Annotated in this window: 18 protein-coding genes; 7 read left to right on the top strand and 11 right to left on the bottom strand. The window is 71.5% G+C overall.

Translation table 11 applies throughout. The features are described from left to right. Positions 1–85: 85 nt before the first annotated feature. Positions 86–2,560: a tetratricopeptide repeat protein gene (locus ACWENQ_RS13505; RefSeq protein ID WP_452414304.1), complete on the top strand. Its 2,475-nt coding sequence runs from the start codon at positions 86–88 to the stop codon at positions 2,558–2,560. Here the strand turns inward: ACWENQ_RS13505 and ACWENQ_RS13500 are convergent. Then, positions 2,541–3,413, bottom strand: a complete 873-nt coding sequence (locus tag ACWENQ_RS13500; RefSeq protein ID WP_354904732.1) for a hypothetical protein — start codon at positions 3,411–3,413, stop codon at positions 2,541–2,543. The two genes, ACWENQ_RS13505 and ACWENQ_RS13500, sit on opposite strands and share 20 nt — an antisense overlap. Positions 3,414–3,479: 66 nt before the next feature. Between ACWENQ_RS13500 and ACWENQ_RS13495 the strand changes: the two genes are divergently transcribed. Then, positions 3,480–4,256, top strand: coding sequence for a tyrosine-protein phosphatase (locus ACWENQ_RS13495; protein WP_452414303.1), 777 nt, complete (start codon positions 3,480–3,482; stop codon positions 4,254–4,256). Positions 4,257–4,573: 317 nt separating this feature from the next. On the opposite strand, the gene ACWENQ_RS13490 is transcribed toward ACWENQ_RS13495, so the two are convergent. Continuing rightward, a complete protein-coding gene (locus tag ACWENQ_RS13490; RefSeq protein WP_452414302.1) occupies positions 4,574–5,614 on the bottom strand; it encodes a Gfo/Idh/MocA family oxidoreductase in 1,041 nt (346 codons plus the stop codon). An 84-nt stretch (positions 5,615–5,698) separates the two neighbouring features. Further along, the gene (gene cmtR / locus ACWENQ_RS13485) at positions 5,699–6,013 is read right to left on the bottom strand and encodes a Cd(II)/Pb(II)-sensing metalloregulatory transcriptional regulator CmtR (protein WP_449924939.1); all 315 of its coding nucleotides are present in this window, start codon (positions 6,011–6,013) and stop codon (positions 5,699–5,701) included. A 73-nt stretch (positions 6,014–6,086) separates the two neighbouring features. On the opposite strand from cmtR, the gene ACWENQ_RS13480 reads away from it, so the two are divergent. Next, complete coding sequence (locus tag ACWENQ_RS13480) at positions 6,087–7,031, top strand: cation diffusion facilitator family transporter (RefSeq protein WP_449924713.1); 945 nt, start codon at positions 6,087–6,089, stop codon at positions 7,029–7,031. Here the strand turns inward: ACWENQ_RS13480 and ACWENQ_RS13475 are convergent. Continuing rightward, entirely contained in the window at positions 7,028–7,933 is a 906-nt protein-coding gene (locus ACWENQ_RS13475; RefSeq protein WP_449924710.1) for a proteasome assembly chaperone family protein, read from the bottom strand. The genes ACWENQ_RS13480 and ACWENQ_RS13475 overlap by 4 nt on opposite strands. Before the next feature lie 745 nt (positions 7,934–8,678). Between ACWENQ_RS13475 and ACWENQ_RS13470 the strand changes: the two genes are divergently transcribed. Next, positions 8,679–9,545, top strand: a complete 867-nt coding sequence (locus ACWENQ_RS13470; protein WP_449924707.1) for a terpene synthase family protein — start codon at positions 8,679–8,681, stop codon at positions 9,543–9,545. On the opposite strand, the gene ACWENQ_RS13465 is transcribed toward ACWENQ_RS13470, so the two are convergent. The 4 genes from ACWENQ_RS13465 to ACWENQ_RS13450 all read right to left on the bottom strand — a co-directional run bounded on the left by ACWENQ_RS13465 (position 9,546) and on the right by ACWENQ_RS13450 (position 16,174). After that, positions 9,546–11,552 (bottom strand): ATP-binding protein, encoded by a 2,007-nt coding sequence (locus tag ACWENQ_RS13465; RefSeq protein WP_452414301.1) that lies wholly within the window; start codon positions 11,550–11,552, stop codon positions 9,546–9,548. It lies immediately after the preceding gene. A gap of 532 nt (positions 11,553–12,084) precedes the next feature. After that, on the bottom strand, positions 12,085–12,942 hold the full coding sequence (locus tag ACWENQ_RS13460; RefSeq protein ID WP_452414299.1) for an ABC transporter permease: 858 nt from the start codon (positions 12,940–12,942) through the stop codon (positions 12,085–12,087). Next, positions 12,939–15,722, bottom strand: coding sequence for an alpha/beta fold hydrolase (locus tag ACWENQ_RS13455; RefSeq protein WP_452414297.1), 2,784 nt, complete (start codon positions 15,720–15,722; stop codon positions 12,939–12,941). Before ACWENQ_RS13455 ends, ACWENQ_RS13460 begins: the two co-directional genes overlap by 4 nt. Positions 15,723–15,766: 44 nt before the next feature. Beyond that, positions 15,767–16,174: a PaaI family thioesterase gene (locus tag ACWENQ_RS13450; protein ID WP_449924698.1), complete on the bottom strand. Its 408-nt coding sequence runs from the start codon at positions 16,172–16,174 to the stop codon at positions 15,767–15,769. A 24-nt stretch (positions 16,175–16,198) separates the two neighbouring features. Here ACWENQ_RS13450 and ACWENQ_RS13445 point away from each other — a divergent pair, with 24 nt between their 5' ends. Together ACWENQ_RS13445 and ACWENQ_RS13440 are read left to right on the top strand one after the other, a co-directional pair. After that, positions 16,199–17,452 (top strand): cytochrome P450, encoded by a 1,254-nt coding sequence (locus ACWENQ_RS13445; protein WP_452414296.1) that lies wholly within the window; start codon positions 16,199–16,201, stop codon positions 17,450–17,452. After that, the gene (locus ACWENQ_RS13440) at positions 17,449–18,240 is read left to right on the top strand and encodes a class I SAM-dependent methyltransferase (protein ID WP_449924693.1); all 792 of its coding nucleotides are present in this window, start codon (positions 17,449–17,451) and stop codon (positions 18,238–18,240) included. The genes ACWENQ_RS13445 and ACWENQ_RS13440 overlap by 4 nt, the downstream gene beginning before the upstream one ends. Here ACWENQ_RS13440 and ACWENQ_RS13435 read toward each other — a convergent pair. Continuing rightward, entirely contained in the window at positions 18,213–18,707 is a 495-nt protein-coding gene (locus ACWENQ_RS13435) for an N-acetyltransferase family protein (protein WP_449924690.1), read from the bottom strand. The genes ACWENQ_RS13440 and ACWENQ_RS13435 overlap by 28 nt on opposite strands. A gap of 205 nt (positions 18,708–18,912) precedes the next feature. On the opposite strand from ACWENQ_RS13435, the gene ACWENQ_RS13430 reads away from it, so the two are divergent. After that, positions 18,913–20,037 carry a hypothetical protein gene (locus ACWENQ_RS13430; RefSeq protein ID WP_452414295.1) on the top strand — a complete coding sequence of 375 codons (1,125 nt, stop codon included), beginning with the start codon at positions 18,913–18,915 and terminating at the stop codon, positions 20,035–20,037. Here the strand turns inward: ACWENQ_RS13430 and ACWENQ_RS13425 are convergent. Together ACWENQ_RS13425 and ACWENQ_RS13420 are read right to left on the bottom strand one after the other, a co-directional pair. Beyond that, the gene (locus ACWENQ_RS13425; protein WP_449924684.1) at positions 19,995–21,032 is read right to left on the bottom strand and encodes a copper resistance D family protein; all 1,038 of its coding nucleotides are present in this window, start codon (positions 21,030–21,032) and stop codon (positions 19,995–19,997) included. The two genes, ACWENQ_RS13430 and ACWENQ_RS13425, sit on opposite strands and share 43 nt — an antisense overlap. Further along, a complete protein-coding gene (locus ACWENQ_RS13420) occupies positions 21,029–21,814 on the bottom strand; it encodes a copper resistance CopC family protein (protein WP_452414294.1) in 786 nt (261 codons plus the stop codon). The genes ACWENQ_RS13425 and ACWENQ_RS13420 overlap by 4 nt, the downstream gene beginning before the upstream one ends. Between the last annotated feature and the right edge of the window lie 2 nt (positions 21,815–21,816).

Below are 21,816 nucleotides of genomic sequence, written 5' to 3'. Positions count from 1 at the left end.
AACGGACGCACGGGCTCGGCGGTTCCGCGATCCGGGGTGGCGCGGGCCGTACGTGATCGGCTTGAATCACCTCCGAAGGGGGTGTGTGTTGCGACTGCCGGAGGAGGTTGCCCGGCCCCGGCGCAGGCGGCGGCACTGGCTGGCGCCCGTCGCGGCGGGTGCGGCCGCGGGAGCGGCCAGCATCCTGGCCGCGTCGCTGGAGTGGGAGATCCCGCCCGTGGCCAAGATCGGCGTGACCGCGCTCGCGGCGCTGCTGGTGGGCGTGACCACCTGGGCCACCACCGCCACCACCAGGAAAGAGCCGCAGCCGTCGCCGGAGGACCAGGCGTGGCGGCCGCCCGACCAGTGGCCGCCGTCCCCCGAGCACTTCACCGGCCGCTCGGAGGCCCTGGCCGAACTGCGCGCGGTCTTCACCGCCAGGCGCAGGTCCGACGAGCTCGGACCGCCGCTGGTCGTCTCCCTGTACGGCAGGGGCGGCGTCGGCAAGTCGGCGCTCATGGCCAGGTTCGGGCAGGAGATCGCCGACTGGTTCCCCGACGGCCGCCTCTACGCGAGCCTGCGCGGCATCAGACCTGACGAAGTCCTGATCGGTTTCCTGCGCGCGCTCGGGGTGCGGCTCACCACCGACCCCGGAGGGCTGGAGGAACTGCGCAAGCTGTGGCTGACCTGGACGAAGGGCCGCCGGATCCTCATCGGCCTCGACAACGTCGACGACGCCGAGCAGGTCAAGGCGCTCATCCCCGCCGAGCGCGGCTGCGCGGTCGTGGTCACCTCGCGCCAGCCGCTGTTCCTCATGAACGCCTACGACACCCAGCTGAGCGTCTTCAGCGAGGCGCAGGGCGTGGAACTGCTGGCCAGGCTGGCCGGCGGCGAGCGGATCGTCGACGACCTGGCCGCCGCCAAGGAGATCGTCAGGATCTGCGACTACCTGCCCCTGGCGATCAACATCTGCGGCGCGCGCCTGGCCACCAGGTCCGGCTGGTCGCTGCGCGAGCTGGCCAACCGGCTCGAGCGCCGCATCCTGGACCAGCTGGAGCTGGCCCCCACGATCGACAAGAGCGTCCGCGCCTCGGTGCAGCTCAGCTACGACGACTGCACCGGCATCCAGCGCCGGCTGCTGCGCCTGCTGTCCTCGCTGACCTCGCCCGACGTGCCCGGCTGGGTGGCCGGCGAGCTGCTGGACATCTCCGAGCTCGACGGCGCCGACCAGCTGGAGGCGCTGGTCGACGTGCAGCTGGCCGAGAGCTCGGGCACCGACCAGACCGGCGCCATGCGCTACCGCCTGCACGACCTGGTCCGGCTGTTCGCCGCCGAGCTGGAGGACGACCGGCGCGAGGCGGCCATCGAACGCGTCCTGTACGGCTACCGTCGTCGCGCCGAGGCCGCCGCCCAGGCCAGGTGGCCCCAGGACTGGGGTCGCACCGGACGCGTCGGCGACGCCGGCGGGCAGGCCCACGCCAGCGACTGGCTCAACGCCGAACGCCTCAGCCTGATGGCGATGATCCACCTGGCCAGGTCGATGGAGCTGTGGGAGCTGGTCTTCGGCCTCGGCAGGGCCTTCTGCTCGATCTGCCACTCCCTGCGCGCCTACTGGAGCGACTGGGGCGAGATCGCCGAGATCACCGTGGAGGCCGCCCGCCGGATGGGCGACCGGCGAGCGCTCGGCATCGCCCTGCTCGACCGCGCCGCCGTCCTCGGCGGCGGCGAGGCGGCCGAGGAGGCACTGCGGATCTTCACCGAGCTCGGCGAGTCGTGGTGGGCGGCCAGGGCCATGCGCACGATCGGCATGCGGCTGTTCACCGGCGGCAACCTCGACCGCGCCCAGGGCTACCTCGTCGACGCGATCGCCGCCTTCGACGCCGAAGAGGACTACTGGTGGATGGCGCGCACCCAGCGCAACCTCGCCGAGCTCCGCCTGGCCGAACGGCGCTCCGAAGAGGCACGTGACCTGCTGGAGGACGCCCTCGCGGTCTTCAAACGGGACGGCAACCGCTACTCCGAGGCGCAGACGCTGCGCGCCTACGGCGAGGTGCTGGCCGCCCAGGCGCGCGGGCTCCACCGGGAGGGGGAGGCCAAGGCCGCCGCCGACCTGTTCACCAAGGCAGGCTTCAGCCTTGACCGGGCGGCCGAGATGTTCAGCAGCAGGGGCGAGCTGTGGGAGGAGGCGCGCTGCATGCGCGCCATGGGCGAGGTCGGCGACCCCGTCAACGGCCTGCGCGAGCTCGACTCGGTACGGCGGGCCGAGGAGATCCTCATCGCGCTCGGCGACTCCTGGGGTGTGGCCCGCACCCACCTGTCGTCAGGCAGGTCGCTGGCCAGGCTGGGCCGGATGGCCGAGGCGGAGAAGGAGCTCAAGCGCGCCGTCGCCGCCTTCGAGGAGCTCGGCGACCAGTGGTGGATGGCGCGCAGCCTGCGCTATCTCGGGGAGACGCACCTCGACGCGCGGGACCGGCGCGCCGCCGTACCGCCGCTGGAGCAGGCCCGCGAGATCTACCGCAGCCTCGGCAACGAGGCGGGGATGCGCAGGACCCTCGAACTGCTCAGGAGAGCGGAGTTCTGATCAGGTGGCCCGCCGCCCTGCGGGCGTCCTGGATCGACTGCTCGAACAGCTCCCGCACGTGTCGGGCCTGGTCGGCCAGCTGCTGGATGTGCGGCAGCGCCAGGTCGTCGCGCACCGTCTCGGCCAGCAGGTGCTGGTAGTCGGAGGTGCGGGCGGCCAGCATCTCCAGCCGCCGGTGGGCGCGGTAGACGTCGTCGGCCCGCAGTACCTGCACGGCGTACTCCTCCAGGTTGCGCACCCGCTGCGACAGCGAGGTCCAGGCCTGGTCCAGCGCCGTGGCGTACGGCGCGAACGCCGCCCTGAGGTTCCTCGGCAGGTCGGTCGGAACGATCCTGCGATGCTCGTCGTGCATGCGCGAGAGCTTGGCCAGCCGCCTGGCGATCTGCCATACCTCGTCGGGCAGCGTCACCCTGTTGTCGATGGAGTCGATCAACCCCGCCTTGTGCACCTCGGAGGCGAGAATGGTGTCGGCCGCGTCCTGCGCCCTGCGCAGCAGCACCTGGCAGGGATAGTCCAGATCCTCGGCCAGGACGTAGCGGTCGGCGTGCTCGTAGGCCAGCTTGAGCCGGCGGCGCGCCACCCTGTTGCCCTCGTCCGTCGCCATCCAGCGCATCAGCGCCACCAGCGACACGCCCACCAGGGCGACGATCATCCCGGCCGTGCTGGTCAGCATCCAGATCAGCAGCAGGAAGCCGGGCAGGACGAACAGCAGGGCCGTGTTGCGCGCGGGCTCGTGCTGCTTGCCCGCTCTCGCCATGTGCATCGCGTGGGGGCCCGCTCTGAGCTGTGCCGCGACCTCCTCGGGTAGAGAAGGATCGAGCACCGGACGCGGGGGAAATGCACGCGGATCCATCTCTTCATGCTGCGTTACAAATCGCGAATCCGCACAGCCTTATCCCGACATATAGGCTCCATCTCGATGAACGACTTCACGCGATGGATAGAGCTCGAAGGCGCCGCCAACGTTCGTGACCTGGGCGGACTCCCCACCACCGACGGCGCGACCACGCGCTCCGGCCGCATTCTCAGATCCGACAACCTGCAGGGACTGACCGACGCCGACATCGAGCTGCTCGTGGGCTCGCACAAGGTCAGGCACGTCGTCGACCTCCGCTCCGGCCCGGAGGTCACCCTCGAAGGTCCAGGACCCCTCACCACGGTCCCCGAGGTCACCATCCACCACCTGACCCTCTTCGCCGAGGGCGGCCGCCACACCGACGTCGACGCCGACCGGGCCCTGCCGTGGCAGGAACGGGGCGCCGACGACGACCTGCGCGTGACCGGGTTCTACTACGGCTACCTGCGCGACCGCCCCGACTCGGTCGTCTCCGCCCTGCGCGTCATGGCGAAGCACGACGGCGCGGCCATCGTGCACTGCGCGGCGGGCAAGGACCGCACCGGCGTGCTGTGCGCGCTCGCGCTCGAGGTCGCCGGGGCCACCCGCGAGGCCATCGTCGCCGACTACGAGGCGACCGGCGAACGCCTTGAGCAGGTGCTGGCCCGGCTGCGCGCCAGCGACACCTACCGCGACGACCTCGACTCCCGCCCCGCCGACGACCACCGGCCGCGGGCGAAGTACATGCTGCAGTTCCTCGGCGTGCTCGACGACCGGTTCGGCGGGCCGCTGCCGTGGCTGCACGCGCACGGCTGGACCGAGACCGACACCCGCGCCCTCCGCTCCCGCCTCCGCGACTGATCCTCCCGACCCATCCGTCCGTACGGCCGCCGCCGCGCGTGCGCATCGGCGGAGGCGCCTGGACGTCCCGGTCCTGCGGGCCGTCCGGGGCGCGTGCGCGTCCCGCACGTCGGCGGCCAGGGGGTGGCCCGTCCCGCCGGGCAACGTCCACCGGCTGAACGCCCGGGTGCGTCGGCGGCCAGGGGGTGGCCCGTCCCTCCGGGGAACGCCCGCCGGCCGCCGCCGCGCCGCTCCCTCGAAGAGGGTGGCCGCCAATGCGCCGCTCCCTTGAAGGGCGTCGGCCGGCGCCCGTCCGAGGTCCGTCCGGCTCCGAAGGGTCAGGGGATGCGCACCACCGTGCGTTCGTCGGCGGAACGGCGAGCGGCCTCGATGACGGCGAGGGCGTCGACCACGTCCCGAGGGTCGACAGGGGGCGCCGACCCGGTCCGGAGGCAGGCCGCGACCCCCAGGTAGAAGTCCAGGTAGGAGCCAGGCTCGGTGTGCACGCGTGCGGCCGACCCGATCGTGCCGAGCGTGCCCCACTGCTCCTCCGGATCCGCTCCGAACCCGGGGGCGTCCGGCGTCATCCCCGCCCGCAGCCGCTCCTCCTGCACGTCGAGGCCGTGCTTCTCGTACGCCGCCGACGAGCCGAGCACCCTGAACCGCGGCCCGAGCAGGGCGGCCACCGCGCTCACCCACAGGTGGGAGCGGGCCCCGCTGTCGTGGGTGAGCGCCAGGAAGGAGTCGTCGTCCGCGCCCACGCCGGCCCTGCGGATGTCGCTCTCGGCGTAGACCTCGCGCACCGGCCCGAGCAGTTGCAGCGCCTGGTCGACCAGGTGGCTGCCCAGGTCGTAGAGGAGCCCGCCGACCTCGTCGGCGCCGCCGCTCTCCCGCCAGCCGCCCTTGGGCACCGGCCGCCAGCGCTCGAAGCGCGACTCGAACCGGTGGACGTCCCCGAGCGCGCCCTCGGCCACCAGGCGGCGCAGGGTCAGGAAGTCGCCGTCCCACCGGCGGTTCTGGAACACGGTCAGCATCAGGCGCTTCTTGGCGGCCAGTTCGACCAGGTCGCGGGCCTCCTGGGCGGTTCTCGCGAGGGGCTTGTCGACGACGACGGGACGCCCCGCCTCCAGCGCGGCGGTGGCGAGGGGGACGTGGGTCCTGTTGGGCGAGGCGATCACCGCCAGGTCGCAGCGCGGCCACAGGTCGTCGGCGTCCTTCACCGCCGTCGCGCCGTACCTGGTGGAGACCTCGGCGGCCCTGCCGGGATCGCGGGTCACCACGGCGGCCAGTCTCAGGCCGGGCGTCGCGTGGATGAGCGGGGCGTGGAAGACGGCCCCCGCCGTGCCGTACCCGACCAGGCCCACTCGGATCTCGCTCATCACCCCACGATAACCGTCACCCGATCATGGCCAGGTGAACGGCGACGCGAACCGCGCGCACGGCCCGCTCACCGCGGCGGCCGGTCAGATGTGGTCGGGGTCGACGGCGAGGGCGACGTGGATGAGGTCCTCGATCGCGTGCGCCAGGCGCCCGTCGGCGATCTCGTAGCGCGTCTGCCGTCCTTCGGGCACCGCGACGACCAGGCCGCAGCCGCGCAGGCAGGCCAGGTGGTTGGAGACGTTCTGCCTGGTGAGCCCCAGTTCGTCGGCCAGCCGGGCGGGGTAGGAGGGCCCCTGGAGCAGGGCGATGAGCAGGCGGCAGCGGTTCGGGTCGGCGAGGGCTCTGCCGATTCTGGCCATCGCGTCGAGCCGGGTCTCCACAGTGAACACGATAATCAGGGTACACGATTTGCTGTATATACAGTTGCTGCTGTATATACATGGTTGACTGTATAGAGCGAGGAGGCGGCACATGGGACACGGGCACGGACACGGCCACGCGACGGCCGGCGCGGTTCACCGCAAACGGTTGATGATCGTGCTGCCGCTCACGCTGAGTGTCCTGGTCGTGCAGGTCGTCGGGGCGCTGCTGTCGGGAAGCCTCGCCCTGCTCGCCGACGCCGGCCACATGGCGACCGACGCCGCGGGTGTCGCGCTCGCGCTGTTCGCGATCTGGATCGCCGGCAAGCCCGCCAGCTCCCGCCGGACCTTCGGCTACCAGCGGGCCGAGATCCTGGCCGCCGCCGTCAACGCCGTGGTGCTGCTCGGCCTGAGCGGCTACATCCTCATCGAGGCCGTGCGCAGGTTCGCCAACCCCGAGCCGGTCGGCACCACCGTCATGCTGGTCGCCGCCGTGGCCGGCCTGATCGCCAACGGGATCGCGCTGTGGCTGCTGCGCGAGGGCCAGCAGGACAGCCTCAACCTCAGGGGCGCCTACCTGGAGGTCCTCGGCGACCTGCTCGGCTCGGTGGCCGTCATCGCCGGCGCCATCGTCATCCAGCTCACCGGCTGGTACCCCGCCGACGCGATCATCTCGATGATCATCGCGCTGCTCATCCTGCCCCGCACGTGGAAGCTGCTCAAGGAGGCGGTCGACATCCTCCTCGAGGCCACCCCCAAGGGCGTCGACCTGGCCGAGGTGCGCGAGCACCTGCTGGAGACGCCCGGCGTCACCGACGTCCACGACCTGCACGCGTGGACGATCACCTCGGGCGTGCCCGTCATGTCCGCCCACGTGGTCGTGGACGTCGAGACCTTCAGCCAGTGCGGCCCGCTGCTCGACCGGCTGCACGAGTGCCTGGCGGGCCACTTCGACGTGGAGCACTCCACGCTCCAGCTCGAACCCGCCGGCCACGTCGACCACGAGGGCGCCCGGCACCTCTGGCCCGGCGACAGCCGGCCGGGCGCCACCGGCTAGCTGTCGCGGTCGTCGCGCTCGGCCAGGAAGGCCTCGAACTGGGCCGCCAGCTCGTCACCCGTCGGCATCGGGGTGGCCTCGGCCATCAGGTTCTGCCGCTCCTGGCCACCGGCGAAGGCGTCGTACTGCTGCTCAAGACCCTGGATGGCCGACGACAGCTCGCTCGAGGCGCGGATCTGCTCCTCGATCTCGGACGTCGTCCGGTCCGCCGCGTCATGCAGGCTGTCCATCGGGAACACCAGTCCGGTCCCCTTCGTGATCGCCTCCAGCGCCGTGACCGCGGCCTGCGGATACTCCGCCTGCGACAGGTAGTGCGGCACATGGACGGCGTAGCCGAGCGCGTCGCGCCCCTGCCCGCCCAGGCGGAACTCCAGCAGCGCGGCGACGCTTCCCGGCACCTGCACCCGGCCGAACGCGCTCACCTGCGAGTTGATCAGCTCGGGCCGGCTCGCGTGGGCCGTGACGCCCAGCGGCCTGGTGTGGGGGACGGCCATCGGGATGCCGTGCACGGTCACCAGCCTGCTCACGCCGAGCCGTTCGACCAGCCGGCCCACCGCGGCGACGAACAGCTCCCACTCCCGGTCGGGCTCGGGCCCGGTCAACAGCAGGAACGGCGTGCCCGTCAGGTCACGCGCGTGGTAGAGGGCCAGCTCGGGGGCCTCGTAGTCGACCCACCTGTCGGTGTCGAACGTCATCGTCGGCCGCCGCGACCGGTAGTCGATCAGGCGGTCGACGTCGAAGGTCGCCACGACGCTGTGCTCAAGCTCGGCCAGCAGGTGGCCCAGCGCGAGCCGTCCGGTGCTGCCCGCGTCGACGAACCCGTCGAAGTGGTACACCAGCACGGGATCGGTGAGCTCGGGGGTCCCCTCCGCCAGCCGGTAGAGATCCGTCGGGTCGAACACGGTTGATCAGCCTTTCCCTCGGTACTCTCTCCAGCAACCTGCGGCGAGCCGGAACGATTCCGTGCACGGCACCATATCGATGAGAAATCAGCACGGAACCCCCGGGTCACACCATCCATCGCCTGAAGGGCGTACGCTCCCGCACCGGCACAATGCTCCCGTGAGCGCGCTCAAGGGGTTCGTTCACCAGGATGTTCGACCTGGCCAGGGTGGGCGACACGGTCACGCTGCCGCCTGCGTCGAGCAGGTGTCCCGGTGGCCCTCGCCAATCAGAAGGGTGACATCTTGCTGATGCCGACGGCATATCACGGTCACGCCGACACGATGAAGGCGCGCACGGAGATGGGCGCCGCCTCCGACCGGGCCAACGACAGAGGCGTGACCCCTACGGCCCGCGCGGTCTTCAGGAAAGAATCAGGCGTGGTCAGGACTTCGCCGGATGGGCGGAGCCGACCCGCGGGCGGGCATCCCGTCAGCAGTTGACACAGGGCAGATATTTTCCAGCCAACAATTTCGCCGTCAGTGCCCTGAAGAATAGGGTGGAATATCGCCATATATCGTCAGTGTGGCTTTTTGAACGGTCCATCGTCATGCTAGGGGGGTGGCAACTACGATCCCCTCTGCGCAGGCCTTCAGTAGGCGACCACTCCGCATCCCCGCACTTCCGTGTCCTTTCCCCAACGAGATCAACATCCATTCGGAAGAGGTGGACGCCGAGAGTCACCGATGGCTGGCGACCTCTGGCATGCTCGGCGACGACAAGGCCGTCGAACACTTCAGACGCTCCAAGATCGGAGTGCTGGCGGCTCGCACCAACCCGTTAGTACCTCGCGAAAGTTTGAGACTGCTCAACGACTGGTACAACTGGTTGTTCGCCTTCGACGACGCTTTCTGCGAGGGAGCCCTCATCGGGCACCGGGCCTCGGCACTGGCTCACGCCCTGCCGCCGCTCCTCGAGATCCTCGACGGCCGTCGGCAACCCGCATCGGACGATCCCTTCGGCCTGACTCTGCGCGAACTGCAACTGCGCATCACGGAAACGGCGACGCCCGCCCAGGTCGAACGCTGGCGTACGACGGTCAAGGAGTACCTGTTCGCGCAGATCTGGGAGGCGGCCAACCGGGAGGTGGACCTCATCCCCAGCGTTGAGGACTACGTGCTCATGCGCCGCATCACGGGGGCGACCTACACCTGCCTGGCTCTCATCGACGTAGGCGGCGGCTATCGCCTCGAAGCGGAGGAATGGCACCATCCGGACGTCCGCATGCTGTCCGACCTTGCCTGCGACCTCATCGGCTGGGACAACGACCTGCTGTCGTACGCCAAGGAGCGCGACAACGACAAGGCCCGGCACAACCTGGTCACGGTGCTGGCCACACACAGGTCTCTCAGCCTGCAGAAGGCTCTCGACGAGGTGTCGAACATGCACAACGACGCCGTCGCCGCGTTCATCGAACGCCGCGCCCATCTCGAGCGATGGGCATCGCTGCCGGTACGCAGATACGTGCGTGGACTGGAGCACTGGGTCCGCGGGCACATCGAGTTCTCCCTCGGCAGTGCCCGTTACATCCACGCATGGCCGACCGGCACCACCTGGAGCAAGGCCGGCTGATCAGGATGGCGGGGCGTCCACCTCGCCCAGCGCCAACGTGGACGCCTCGTCCAGATCGAGGCGCGCCCCGCTTTCGAACGCCGAGTTGTAGGCCGCCTCGCCCAGCAGCTTCTGGCACTCCTTCACGCACTTCTCGTGCTCGTTGGTCAGGAACGGCGCGCCCATCATCGGCAGCCCCGACGTCGTCCAGTTGGCCTTCAGCGCGCCCAGCAGGTGAGCGGCCAACTCGGCCTGCTCGAGCATGGCGAAGGTCCGCGCCGTCGTCTCCAACGCGACCAGAGTGCCCAGCGTGTCGTGGAAGTAGCGCTTGATGCGCAGGCCCTCCTGGGCCGTGGTCAGGGCCGCCTCCGGCCGGCCCATCGCCAGCAGCGGCAGGGACAGCGCCCAGCTGGCGTAGGAGCTGACCCACAGCTCGCCCCGCTCCTTGCACACCTGCAGCACGTCGACCAGGAGCGATTCGGCCTCGTACACCTCGCCCTGCGTCGTCAGCACGATCGACAGCTCGACGATGGCCGGCAGCAGGCCCGGGTTGAGCTCCTTGTTGCCGGTGTTGAACTCGATCGCCATGCCCAGCAGGGCGCTGGCCTTCTGCAGGTCGCCCTGGAGCAGTGCCGCCGTGCCCTGCATCTTGGATGCCAGGATGACCGCGCGGGAGTCGCCGACCAGCACCGCCTCGCTGCTGCACTGCTCGGCCGCCTCCAGCGCGCCCACGCTGTCGCCCTGGGCGCTGCGCACGTAGGACAGCACCCACAGCGCCTTGCAGCGTTCCTTGCTGGGATCGGGGTTGGCGCGCAGCGCCCGCTCCAGGTAGATGCGCCCCTCGCGGACGAACCCGCAGCAGATCCACATGAACCACAGCGACGACAGCAGCTCCAGCGCCAGGAGGCTGTCGCCCGGCGTGCGCAGGGCGTGCTCGAGCGCGAGCCTGACGTTGTCGTGTTCCTGGCGCATGCGTACGAACCAGTAGATCTGCCGCGGCCCCGACCAGGCGTCCTCGCTCCTGCGGGCCAGGCTCAGGTAGTAGGCCAGGTGCTGGTGGCGCAGGCTCTCGGACTCGCCGAGCTTCTCCAGCCACTCCTCGCCGTACTCGGCCAGCGTGTCGATGAGCTTGTAGCGCACGCCCGCGTGGTCGCTCTTGATCAGCAGGATCGACTTCTCCACCAGGCCGGTCACCAGGTCGGTGATGTCCTCGGCGGGCAGCCGGTCGTCGGAGCAGACGAACCTGGCCGCGTCGAGCTCGAAGTCGCCCGCGAACACCGAAAGGCGCGCCCACAGCAGCCGCTCGGCGGGCTCGCACAGCTCGTGGCTCCAGCCGATGGCCGCGCGCAGCGTCTGGTGGCGGGGCAGCGCCGTACGGCTGGCCCCGGCCAGCAGGCTGAAGCGGTCGGTCAGCAGGCCCAGGATCTGGTCGACCGACAGCGCCCGCAGCCGCACCGCGGCCAGCTCGATCGCCAGCGGGATGCCGTCGAGGCGGCGGCACAGCTCGGCCACCGAGTCGATGTTCTGCTCGTCCAGCACGAAGTCGGGCACGACCGCGCCGGCCCTGGCCGCGAACAGCTGCACCGACTCGTTGGTGAACGGGTTCTCGTCGGTGTTGTCGCCCGGCACCGCCAGCGGCGGCACCGGCACCACGTGCTCGTACGCCAGGTGCAGCGACTGGCGGCTGGTGGCCAGGATCTTCAGCCGCGGGTTGGCCTGCAGCAGCTCGTCGATCAGCTCGGCGCAGCCCTCGATCAGGTGCTCGCACGTGTCGAGGATGAGCAGCATGTTGCGGTCGCCGACCCACTCCGACAGCGACTCCGACTCGCCGCGCGCCGACTGGTCGGCCACGCCGAAGGCCGAGGCGATCGTGTTCTTCACCATGCCCGCGTCCTGCAGCCGCGCCAGGTCGGCGAACCACACGCCGTCGGCGAACTGCGAGCGGACCTGATGGGCCAGCCGCAGCACCGTCCGCGACTTGCCCACGCCGCCGATGCCGGTGACGGTCACGAGATTGGACTCGGACAAGTGGCGTTTGAGGTTGGCAAGCAGCCTCGTCCGCCCGACGAAGCTCGTGAGCTCCGCCGGCAAATTGCCTTCTCGACGCCAACCTGTCGGGGTGGCCATGGGCAGCCTCACGGGGGGTAGCCGGACACCTTCTCACGCGCGGGACCAACTGTACCCCGGGGAGCCTTTACTGTCCCTTGTGGCTTACCTGTGCCGGGGTGACGTTTCTTCCTCCGGATAGCATTGACGTCGTGACCGAATTCCTGCCTGAGCAAACCACGGATGACACCGACCTGGGGTGGGGCGAAATTCCGGACGAGGATCCGGACGCTTTCTACCTCGACAACAAACCACCGCACTGGGGCTGACACGGCCTGTCGCGGAGGACGAACTTCTGTAACCCTGGCGCTCAGCCGTACGATTTACCACTTTTGTCCCGTCTCTGACGGGCCCATGACGACCGATGGACCGGCGCCCTCGCGAGCCCCGGCCCATCGGCCCCCCTCCACGGCCGTGCGCGTTCCCCGCGCCGCGGCCGCCGTTCACGGGCGGATCAGCTGACCACGTCCCTGCGGCGGAAGCGGCGGAAGGCGACCGCGACCAGGATCGCGGCGTAGCTGACCGACACCGCCGCCCCCTTGGTCATCCCGCCCCAGTCCAGCGTCGGCGCCAGCGCGTCCATCCACGCGGTGTTCCAGAACGTGGGCAGGAACTCCCGCAACGACCCCAGCGCCTCCACCGCCTGCAGGATCGTGCTGACGATGACCAGCCCCACCGCGCCGCCCACCGCGCCCAGCGGCGAGTCGGTGACCGTCGAGAGCAGGAACGCCAGCGCCGCCACCGTCAGCTGGCTCACCAGCGCGTACCCGATGACGATCCCGAACCGCGGCAGCACGTCGAAGGCGGGGATCGTCTCGCCCGTCCCCGGCACCTGGATGTCGTTCCAGCCGAACACCAGCGTTCCCGCCACCAGCGCCATCACCGGCAGGCAGATCACCGCCGCCGCCGAGTAGCCGAGCGCCACGACGAGCTTCTGCCGCAGCAACCGGTCGCGCGGAACGGGGGCGGCCAGCAGGTAGCGCAGCGACGACCAGCTCGCCTCGCTGGCGACGGTGTCGCCGCAGAACAGCGCCACCGCCACGACCAGCAGGAAGCTCGCCGACACCGACAGCGCGAACGCGGCGAAGTTCAGCCCGCTCTGCGTGGCCAGGTCGGACAGGCGCAGGGCGTTCTGCTGGCCGGTGTTCTGCGGGCCGAGCTGGAAGGCGATGACCAGGATCCACGGCAGGGCCAGCAGCAGCCCGAACATCACCAGCGTGCGCCGCCGCTTGAACTGCCTGACGATCTCCACCCGCAGCGGCAGCGTACGGCGCGCGGCATAGCCCGGGGCCCCGCCGCTGTGAACGGTCATGACTTGTCTCCGATCAGGTCGAGGAAGACGTCCTCGAGACGCGGCCCGTGGCCGTTGTGCCTGGCCGTGGCGAGCAGGTCGGACACCGGGCCGGCGCTCACCAGGCGGCCGCGGTGCATGACCACCACGTGGCTGCACGTCTGCTCCACCTCCGCCAGCAGATGGCTGGAGACGATCACGGTACGGCCGTCGCGGGCGTAGCGCTTGAGGACCTCGCGCATCTCCCTGATCTGCGGTGGGTCGAGCCCGTTGGTGGGTTCGTCGAGAACCAGCAGGTCCGGCAGGCCGAGCATGGCCTGGGCGATGGCCAGGCGCTGCCGCATGCCCTGGGAGTAGGTGCGCACGGCCCGCTCCAGCGCCGAGCCGAGCCCGGCGATCTCCAGCGCCTCGGCCATGTGGGCGTCCTGCGGCGGGCGGCCCGTGGCCTGCCAGTACAGGGTCAGGTTGTCGCGGCCGGACAGGTGCGGCAGGAATCCGGGGCCTTCGACGAACGAGCCCAGCCTGGACAGGACCGGCGCCCCGGGCGTCACCGGATCACCGAAGATCCTGATCTGGCCGGCGTCGGGGTGGATGAGCCCCATCATCATCCGCATCGTGGTGGTCTTGCCCGCGCCGTTCGGGCCGAGCAGGCCGAGCACCTGGCCCTTCTCCACCCGGAACGACAGCCCGTCCACGGCCTTCTCGCCGTTCCGGTAGGCCTTCGTCAGCCCGGCGATCTCCAGCGGCACCTCGGCGCCGCCCGCGCCCGGTGCCGCGGCGCCGTTCGCGCCCGCGCCGTTCGCGCCGTTCGTACCCGTGCCGTTCGTGTCTGCGGTGTTCGTGGGTGTGCCGTGCGCGCCTGTGCCGTGCGCGCCTGTGCCGTTCGGGCTTGTGCCGTTCCCCTTGACGGATCGCCCGGAGGGGGTGCCGGAGGGGGCGGCCGTTTTGCGGCCCGTCGCCAGGACGAGGGCGGCGACCGCGACGGCCGCCAGCGGCAGCGCCCACGTCCACCACACCGGGCCGCTCGGCGGCGCGGCCAGTTCGGGCACCGTCGGCACGGTCAGCGTCGGCGCGGCCAGGCCCACCACGTAGCCGGCGGGCTCGGCGGGCGTCGCGTAGCCCATGTCGGTCGTGGTCAGCGCCAGCCGCAGCCGATGACCGGCCGGGAAGCGGTGGTCGACGGCGGGCAGCGTGACCGTCACCTCGCCGGCTCCGGCGGGCACCCGTACGGGCGTCACCAGACCGGCGGGCAGCGTCGGCGGGGTGACGGCGTCGGCCACGTCGTAGAGCTTGGCGAACAGCGTCGCCTCGCCCGGCGCCCGTACCCTGATCTTCACGGTCGCGGTGCCGGTGAGCTGCAGCGGCTCGGCCAGCGGCGCGGACTCGAAGACCGCGCTCTGGCCCGGCATGTCGAGGGAGACGCCCGGGTTGCCGCCCTGCGCGCCGCCACCGCCGAGCAGCCCGCCGATCCCCGGCACGGCCGAGATGGAGGCGGGGTTGCCGCCCGGCGGGTTGGCGACGTTCTGGTCGGGCCCGGCGAGCTGGATCGGCGTGGTGGCGGTGCCGGTCAGGCCGGGGTAGCGGTCGGTGCCGGGGTGCAGGCGGATGCGCTGGCGGGTGCCGGGGTCGCGGCCCCCGTCACGCGTGATGGTGAACCCCTGCACGGTCCCTGGGGAGCCCGTCCCCACGGAGCCCGTCTCCGCGCTGCCCGTGCCCGCTGTTCCTGTCCCCGCGCTGCCCGTTTCCGTTGTGCCTCTTCCCGCCGTGCCCGTTCCAGGGGAGACCGCGGCGGTGCCGGGGCCGGCCGCCGCCCGCAGGTGGCGGTCGAACCAGTCGAGCAGCCGCTCGTCCAGCCAGTCCACCTCACCGTTGCCGCCGTCGTGCCCGCCGTCGAACCACATCACCTCGACCGGCGTCCCCGCCGCCGCGATCGCCTTGGCGTTCGCGTCGGCCTGCGCGAGCGTGAACAGCGAGTCGCGCTGCCCCTGGATCAGCAGGGTGGGCGCCTTGATCCGCCCGGCCACCGTCACCGGGCTCGAGGCGCGCAGCATCTCGACCGCCTCGGGCGTCGGCCTGCCGGTGGCCGCGACCCGCTGGTACATCTCGCACACCGCGGGCAGGAACCGGCCGCACCTGGCCTCCTCGGCCGACAGCGGCCGCGGCGGCGCGGTCAGCGCGCGCAGCCCCTCGGCGCCGGCGGCGGGAGCGCCCCTGCTGAAGAACAGTCCCGCCCACATCTTCTTGAACACGCCGTTCGGGAACAGCGCCTCCGACAGGTCACTCCAGGTGATCATCGGGACGATCGCGTCGACCCTGGCGTCGTGGGCGGCGGTCATGAGCGCGATGGCGCCGCCGTACGAGCCGCCCGCGATGCCCACGCGCGGGTCGCCCGCGGCGTCGAGCCGGACCTCGGGCCGCTTGGCCAGCCAGTCGATGAGCTGCTTGACGTCCTTGACCTCGTAGTCCGGCGAGTTGAGCGCGATCTGCCCGGTGGAGCGGCCGAAGCCGCGCGCCGACCAGGTCAGCACCGCGTAACCCTGCCGCGCCAGCCGTACGGCCTGGGCCCTGACGCTGTCCTTGCTGCCGCCGAAGCCGTGGGCGAGCAGCACAGCGGGCGCCCTGCCCTCTCCGGCCGGCGGGAAGTACGTCGTGTCGAGCTCGACCCGCTGGTCGTCTCCCGGGCCGTCGACGACGGCGATCCGCTGCTCCTGGCCGCGCACCGCGGGCGCGGACGGCCACACCAGCCAGACCGCCGCCGCGAGCACGGCCAGCGCCGCGACCAGCGCGGCTGCTCTCTTCATGTGGCGAGCGTACTGACCGGTCCTGAGAGGCAGCTGAGACGATCTCAGCCCAGCAGGGCGTAGACGGTGCTGGCCCGGGCGGCCGGGCCGGGACCCCCTTCGGCGCTCAGCGTGATGTCGGCGAAGGCGAGCGTGCGGCCCAGCTTGGTGACTTGCGCCTCGACCAGGACGTCGGACCCTGTCACCGGCCGCTGGAACGTCGTGGACTGCTGGACCGTGGTCATCGGCACGAAACCGCCCCTGGCCGAGGAGATCGCGATGACGGTCGCGGTGTCGGCGGCGGCCATGAGCGCCTGGCCGCTGATCCCGCCGCCCTGCCTGGCCAGCCGGTCGGACCACGGCAGGCGCAGCAGCGCGTGGCTCTGACCGACCTCCTCCACGCTCAGCCCCAGGTCGAGGACCCACGGGGCGAAGTTGTCCTTGAGTATGGCGTCGCCTTCTTCAGGAGTCACGCCGTCATCATGCACGCTGGAGCCATGCTTGAGGAGGTCTTCCTGCCCTCGACGTACGGCGTGGGCGTGCCGTACGAGTTGTTCGCGACGCTGCGGCGCGAGTCGCCCGTCCGCCGGATCCCCGAGCCCGCGTTCGGGCCGTGGCGGGCCGGGCCCGGCTTCTGGGGCGTGTTCGCGCACGCGGACGTGAAACACGTGCTGCGCACCCCCGCCGACTTCTCCTCCCACCTGGGCGCGACGCAGATCCGCGACCCCGACACCCCGGCCGACCTGGCGTTCGTCCAGGCGATGATGCTCAACACCGACCCGCCGGAACACGCGCGGCTGCGCAGGATCGTCTCGGCCGCCTTCACCCCGCGGGCCGTCCGCGCCCTCGAGGAGACGATCGCGGCGCGGGCCGCGCGGCTGTTCGCGCGGGGCGCCTGCGACGTCGTCGAGGTGGCCGCCGACCTGCCGGTGTGGACGCTGGCGCACGTCATGGGCGTGCCCGAGCAGGACCGCCGCCTGCTGTACGACTGGGCGTCGCGGGTGATCGGCTACCAGGACGAGGAGTACGCGGACCTGTCCACCGCCGACGATCTCAGCCCGCTCGGCAGGATCGCGCTGGCGGCCCGGCCGCCCGCCCGGCGCCCCGGCGTCAACCCCAGGTCGAGGGCGGCGCTGGCGGACATGTTCGCCTACGCGCACGCGCTGGCCGCCCGCCCCGGCGGCGGCGACGACGTGATGGCGGCCATGCTCGGCGGCGGCCTGACCGAGGCCGAGTTCGAGAACATGTTCTTCCTGTTCGCGGTGGCCGGCAACGAGACGCTGCGCAACGGCATCCCCGGCGGCCTGCTGTGCCTGCTGGAGCACCCCGGCGCCATGGACCTGCTGCGGGCCAGGCCCGAGCTGCTGCCCTCCGCGGTGGAGGAGATGCTGCGCTTCTGGCCGCCCGTCATGAACTTCCGCCGTACGGCGACGCGCGACCTCGAGCTGTGCGGGCAGCGGATCGGCGCGGGCGAGAAGGTCGTCGTCTACCACGCCTCCGCCAACAGGGACGAGACGGTCTTCGCCGACCCCGACAGGTTCGACATCATCCGCACCCCGAACGACCACGTCAGCTTCGGGTTCGGCCCGCACGTCTGCCTCGGCGCCCACCTGGCCAGGACGCAGATGCGCGCGTTCTTCGCCGAACTGCTGAAGTGGGACGTACGGCTCGCCGGCCAGCCGGTCAGGCTGATCTCGAACTTCCAGAACGGATTAAAGCATTTGCCCGTCCTCCTAGAGTCAAGATCATGACCGACTATCTTGCTGTCAACCGGGCCAACTGGGACGAACGCGTGGGCATCCACCTGGGCAGCGACTTCTACGACGTCGAAGGGTTCAAGGCGGGCGGGCAGCCGCTGCGCCCCTTCGAACTGGCCGAGATGGGCGACGTGCACGGCAGGCGGCTGATCCACCTGCAGTGCCACTTCGGGCTCGACACGATGGCGTGGGCACGGCTGGGCGCCGAGGTCACCGGTGTCGACCTCTCCGGCAGGGCGGTCGAGGCGGCCCGCGCGATCGCGGACGAGTGCGGCATCGAGGCCCGCTTCCTGGAGGCCGACGTCTACGACGCCGCCGAGGTGGCGGGCGACGGCTACGACATCGTCTACACCGGCATCGGCGCGCTGGTCTGGCTGCCCGACATGGTCAGGTGGGCGCAGGTCGTCGCCTCGCTGCTCAAGCCGGGCGGTTTCCTCTACCTGGCCGAGTTCCACCCCTTCGGCGACATCCTCGACTTCGAGGACGGCTCCAGGGTGGCCTTCGACTACTTCGACCGCCGGCCCCAGGTGGAGGACTACCCGCACACCTACACCGGCACCGAGGTGCTGCGGAACGCCACCTCCGTCCAGTTCGCGCACGGCCTCGGCGAGATCGTGACCGCCCTGGCCGGGGCGGGGATGCGCGTGGAGTTCCTGCACGAGCACGACTTCACGCTCTTCCCCCGCTTCGAGTCGCTCGAACGCCACGGCGGGCTCTACCGCTTCCCCGAGGGACGCCCCGGCGTGCCGCTCCTCTACTCGCTGCGCGCGGCCAGGATGTAGTGGACCTGCCGCAGGCCGTCCTCGACCTTGGCGCCTCCGGTCTCCACGAACCCGAACCTCTCGTAGAAGCGGCGGGCGCGCGGATTGGAAGCCAGCACCCACAGGCCGACCGTGCGCTCGGCGGGTATCGCCTCGACCGTGGCCGTCATCAGGGCGCGGCCGAGGCCGGTCGACAGGTGGGCAGGCAGCACGTAGATCGCGTAGACCTCGGTGTCGGCGCGGTCGTCGCGGCTGTCGCCGTACATGCTGAAACCCACCAGCGCGCCGGCGGTCTCGCCGACGATGGCGCGGGTGCGGCCGGAGTCGAGCGCCTGCCGGCGCAGGCGCACGTTCTCCTCGGTGACGGCCAGGTCGTCGAGGAAGGCGTCGGGCATCGCGCCCCGGTAGGCGTACTTCCAGGTCTGGATCCGGACGGCCTCGATGCCGGGAGCGTCGTCGGGGGTCGCGGGGCGTATCTCAGTTCTCATAAGGCGCAATCATCCCGGCTACGGTCAGTCCGAGCCCGCCGACCCCGGGACCGTTCGTCACGACCGGTGGAGTCGCCGGCGGGCGTGACCCTGACCTGACCGTTTTGCGGCAGGTGTGGGGTATTGGCCCCGCCCAGGCCAAGGAAGCCCCGCCCGTCCGGTCTCTGATTGCGGAGAAGGTAAAGGCCAGGCAAGATGTCCAGGCGTGAGAATACGAGCGGCCATCGATTGGGCCCTGCCCTACTGGACACGCGGGCCGGCCGGGCGTGAGACGCCGCCAGAGCTTTTCAAGGTCCTCTACTACGGATGGCTGCTGGCCTTCGCCCTGAAAGTGCTGGGTTCCTCCTGGGACGTCTCCTGGCATTTCAAGTGGCTGCGTGACGATCTCGCGCCGCCGCACCTGCTCAACTCGGCGGGAACGGCGATCGTCCTCGCGCTCACGATCATCCACGGCTACACCGGGTACGGCGTGGACAGGACCGCGCTGCGGCTGATCCAGTGGGGTACCGGCGTCTTCCTGGTCGCGGTGCCGCTCGACCTGATCAACCACCGGATCAACGGGCTCGACATCACCTCGTGGAGCCCCTCCCACATCCTGCTGTACCTGGGCACCTTCTTCATGATCGCCGGCGTGATCCGCGGCTGGTACATCGGCGGGGGCGGCAAGCCCGTGCTCGCCGCGCTGTTCGTCTACTTCCTGGAGAACGTGCTCTTCCCCGCCCAGCACCAGGAGTACGGCGTGTTCTCCATCGCCGCCTGGGACAGGGGAACGCCGGCGGCCGAGCCGATCCTCATGCAGTTCGCCGCCGACCAGATGGGCAGGCCGGTGGACCGTGACATGATGGTCGCCTTCTCCCTGCCGGTGCCCGACTTCCTCTACCCCGTCTACTTCACCGTCGCGGGCCTGATCGTGCTGGCCGTCGCGCGGATGATGATCGGCAGGTTCGGCACCGCGACGCTGGTCGCCGCCGCGCTCGTCGCCTACCGGGCGGCCATCTGGCCGCTGCTCAGCGTCGCCGGCTTCCCCGAGTCCGCGGTGCCGTTCTTCCTGGTCGTCGCCGCGCTGGCGGTCGACGTGGCGTTCCTGGTGCGCCTGCCGTACCTGAGGGCGGTGCTGGGGGCGGTGCTGGCGACCGCCGCCGTGTACGGCGCGCTGATCGCCCAGCACTCCCTGCTGGCCGCGCCGCCCCTGGCCACCTCCTCGGCGGTGTGGGCGGCGGCCGGCCTGGCCTCGGCCTGGCTGGTCATGGAGTGGTTCGTCACCAGGTTCGGGCTGCGCGCCGCCGATCAGCCGATCGGGGCGCGGGTGAGCGCCACGGCCACCCCGTAGGCCAGGCCCATCACCACGAGCTCCGTCGCCGCCCACGCGGCGATGGAGCTCTTCTCTTTCCTGGCGATGCCGGGCATGAGCCGCCACCTGATGTTCGCCGCGAGGGGGAGCAGGAGGCCGACCAGCGCCACCTTGGCCAGCAGCAGCAGGCCGTACTCGGAGGCGACGAGGTCGACCGGCAGCTCCACGCCCGTGGTCAGCGCCATCGTGGACAGGCCGCTGACCAGGCCCGACAGCGACACCAGGGCCAGCGCGACCGTGGCGGCCCTGGAGAACCTCGGCAGCGCGACGGCCAGCAGGTCGCCGCGCGTGGCGAGCGTGGCGGCGACCGCCAGCAGGCCGCCGGTCCAGACGGCGGAGCCCATCACGTGGAGCTCCATCGAGATCATGATGGGGTCGTGCCAGACCGAGTCGACCGCGTGCCCCGTCACCGGCACCGGCAACAGCCCGAACAGCGCGATGACGATCCGCAGCTCGGCGGGGACCTTCTCGCCGAACCGTACGGCCAGCAGCCCGATGCCCGCGTAGCCGAGCGCGCACGCCGTGCTGAACAGCAGGCCCTGGCCGGCGCCCACCGAGCCGATGTAGGTGGCGATCATGCCGAGGGTCGGGACCGCGCCGGGGTTCAGCTCCGCGGTGTAGAGCACGATCGTCACCAGAGCGGTGATCGCCCAGATCCACGCGGCGGTGACGGCGTGGGCCCTGACCCGGCGCATGACCGGCTCGGTGGCGTCGGGATCGTCGAAGCCGAGCAGCTTGGGCAGCAGGCTGAGGCCGACCACCGTGGTGGCGGCCAGGTCGAGCAGGACCCTGACGACGGGCAGGCCGTACTCGACGGCCGGGCCGGGGAGCGGGATGCCGGGGACGGGGTCCTCGGCGGTCAGCGTGCCGGCGACGACGGCGGCGCAGACGGCGGCCAGGACCAGGCCCGCCGCCAGCCGGATGCCCGCCGACGGCCCGGCGAGGGCGCGGGGCCGTACTCCGGTGACGGTCATGCCTCGCCCTTCCCCGCGCCGGTGACCGTCTGGCCGGGGTGGGCGGGCGTGGGGTCCTCGCTCGCGGGGGCGGCCGGACCGGGGCGCTCGCGGGGCCCCTCGGCGACGGCGGCGGGGCCGCCGGCTGGCGCGGCGCGGCGGAGGGCGACGATCGTGCCGCCGGCGAGCAGGACGAGGGCGCCGACCACCCACACGATCGCCATGCCCGCGCCGCCGTTGGCCGCCGCCTCGGCCGCCTGCGCGCTGAGGTCGGCGGGCGGCACGCCCGGGGCGCCGCCTTCCGCGCCCCGCGCCGTGCCCGAAACCGTGCCCGAAACCGTGCCTGAAACGGGGCCTGAAACCGTGCCCGAGACCGTGCCTGGCGTCGTGTCCTGCGCCCCCTCGGCGGCCGGGGCCTGCGACGCGGGGACGCCGGTTCCTGCGACGGTCAGGGTGAAGGTCACCTTGCCCGAGATCGGGTGCCCGTCGGCCGACAGGATCCGGTAGCCGATCACGTAGTCGCCCGCCGGCCCGAGCGGCCTGAGCCGCGCGGTGACCTTCTTCGCGTTGACGGCGGCCTGCCCGGCCTCCCACCTGCCGCCGTCCGGGCCGGTCACGGTGACCTGCGTGAAGCCCTGCCGGGCCGGCTGGTCGAACTCCAGCGTGACCTGCTCGGGCGCGGAGGCCAGCCGGGCGCCCTCCGCTGGGTCGCTTCCCGTCAGCACGTTGTGCGCCTGCGCGGGCGCGACCGCGACGCCCAGCGCGGCGCACGCCAGCAGCAGGACCGTGAGTAGCCGCCTCACCG

The organism is Nonomuraea sp. NPDC004354, assembly GCF_053602555.1.
This window is presented reverse-complemented; position numbering and strand designations above follow the sequence as displayed.

What these genes read in the sequence shown, in the direction of transcription:
- ACWENQ_RS13490 (WP_452414302.1), bottom strand. Translation starts at nt 5,614, where the DNA reads ATGAGCGAGATCCGAGTGGGCCTGGTCGGGTACGGCACGGCGGGGGCC.
- ACWENQ_RS13480 (WP_449924713.1), top strand. Translation starts at nt 6,087, where the DNA reads ATGGGACACGGGCACGGACACGGCCACGCGACGGCCGGCGCGGTTCAC.
- ACWENQ_RS13445 (WP_452414296.1), top strand. Translation starts at nt 16,199, where the DNA reads ATGCTTGAGGAGGTCTTCCTGCCCTCGACGTACGGCGTGGGCGTGCCG.
- ACWENQ_RS13425 (WP_449924684.1), bottom strand. Translation starts at nt 21,032, where the DNA reads ATGACCGTCACCGGAGTACGGCCCCGCGCCCTCGCCGGGCCGTCGGCG.
- ACWENQ_RS13470 (WP_449924707.1), top strand. Translation starts at nt 8,679, where the DNA reads ATGCTCGGCGACGACAAGGCCGTCGAACACTTCAGACGCTCCAAGATC.
- ACWENQ_RS13460 (WP_452414299.1), bottom strand. Translation starts at nt 12,942, where the DNA reads ATGACCGTTCACAGCGGCGGGGCCCCGGGCTATGCCGCGCGCCGTACG.
- ACWENQ_RS13455 (WP_452414297.1), bottom strand. Translation starts at nt 15,722, where the DNA reads ATGAAGAGAGCAGCCGCGCTGGTCGCGGCGCTGGCCGTGCTCGCGGCG.
- ACWENQ_RS13500 (WP_354904732.1), bottom strand. Translation starts at nt 3,413, where the DNA reads ATGGATCCGCGTGCATTTCCCCCGCGTCCGGTGCTCGATCCTTCTCTA.
- ACWENQ_RS13495 (WP_452414303.1), top strand. Translation starts at nt 3,480, where the DNA reads ATGAACGACTTCACGCGATGGATAGAGCTCGAAGGCGCCGCCAACGTT.
- ACWENQ_RS13435 (WP_449924690.1), bottom strand. Translation starts at nt 18,707, where the DNA reads ATGAGAACTGAGATACGCCCCGCGACCCCCGACGACGCTCCCGGCATC.
- ACWENQ_RS13440 (WP_449924693.1), top strand. Translation starts at nt 17,449, where the DNA reads ATGACCGACTATCTTGCTGTCAACCGGGCCAACTGGGACGAACGCGTG.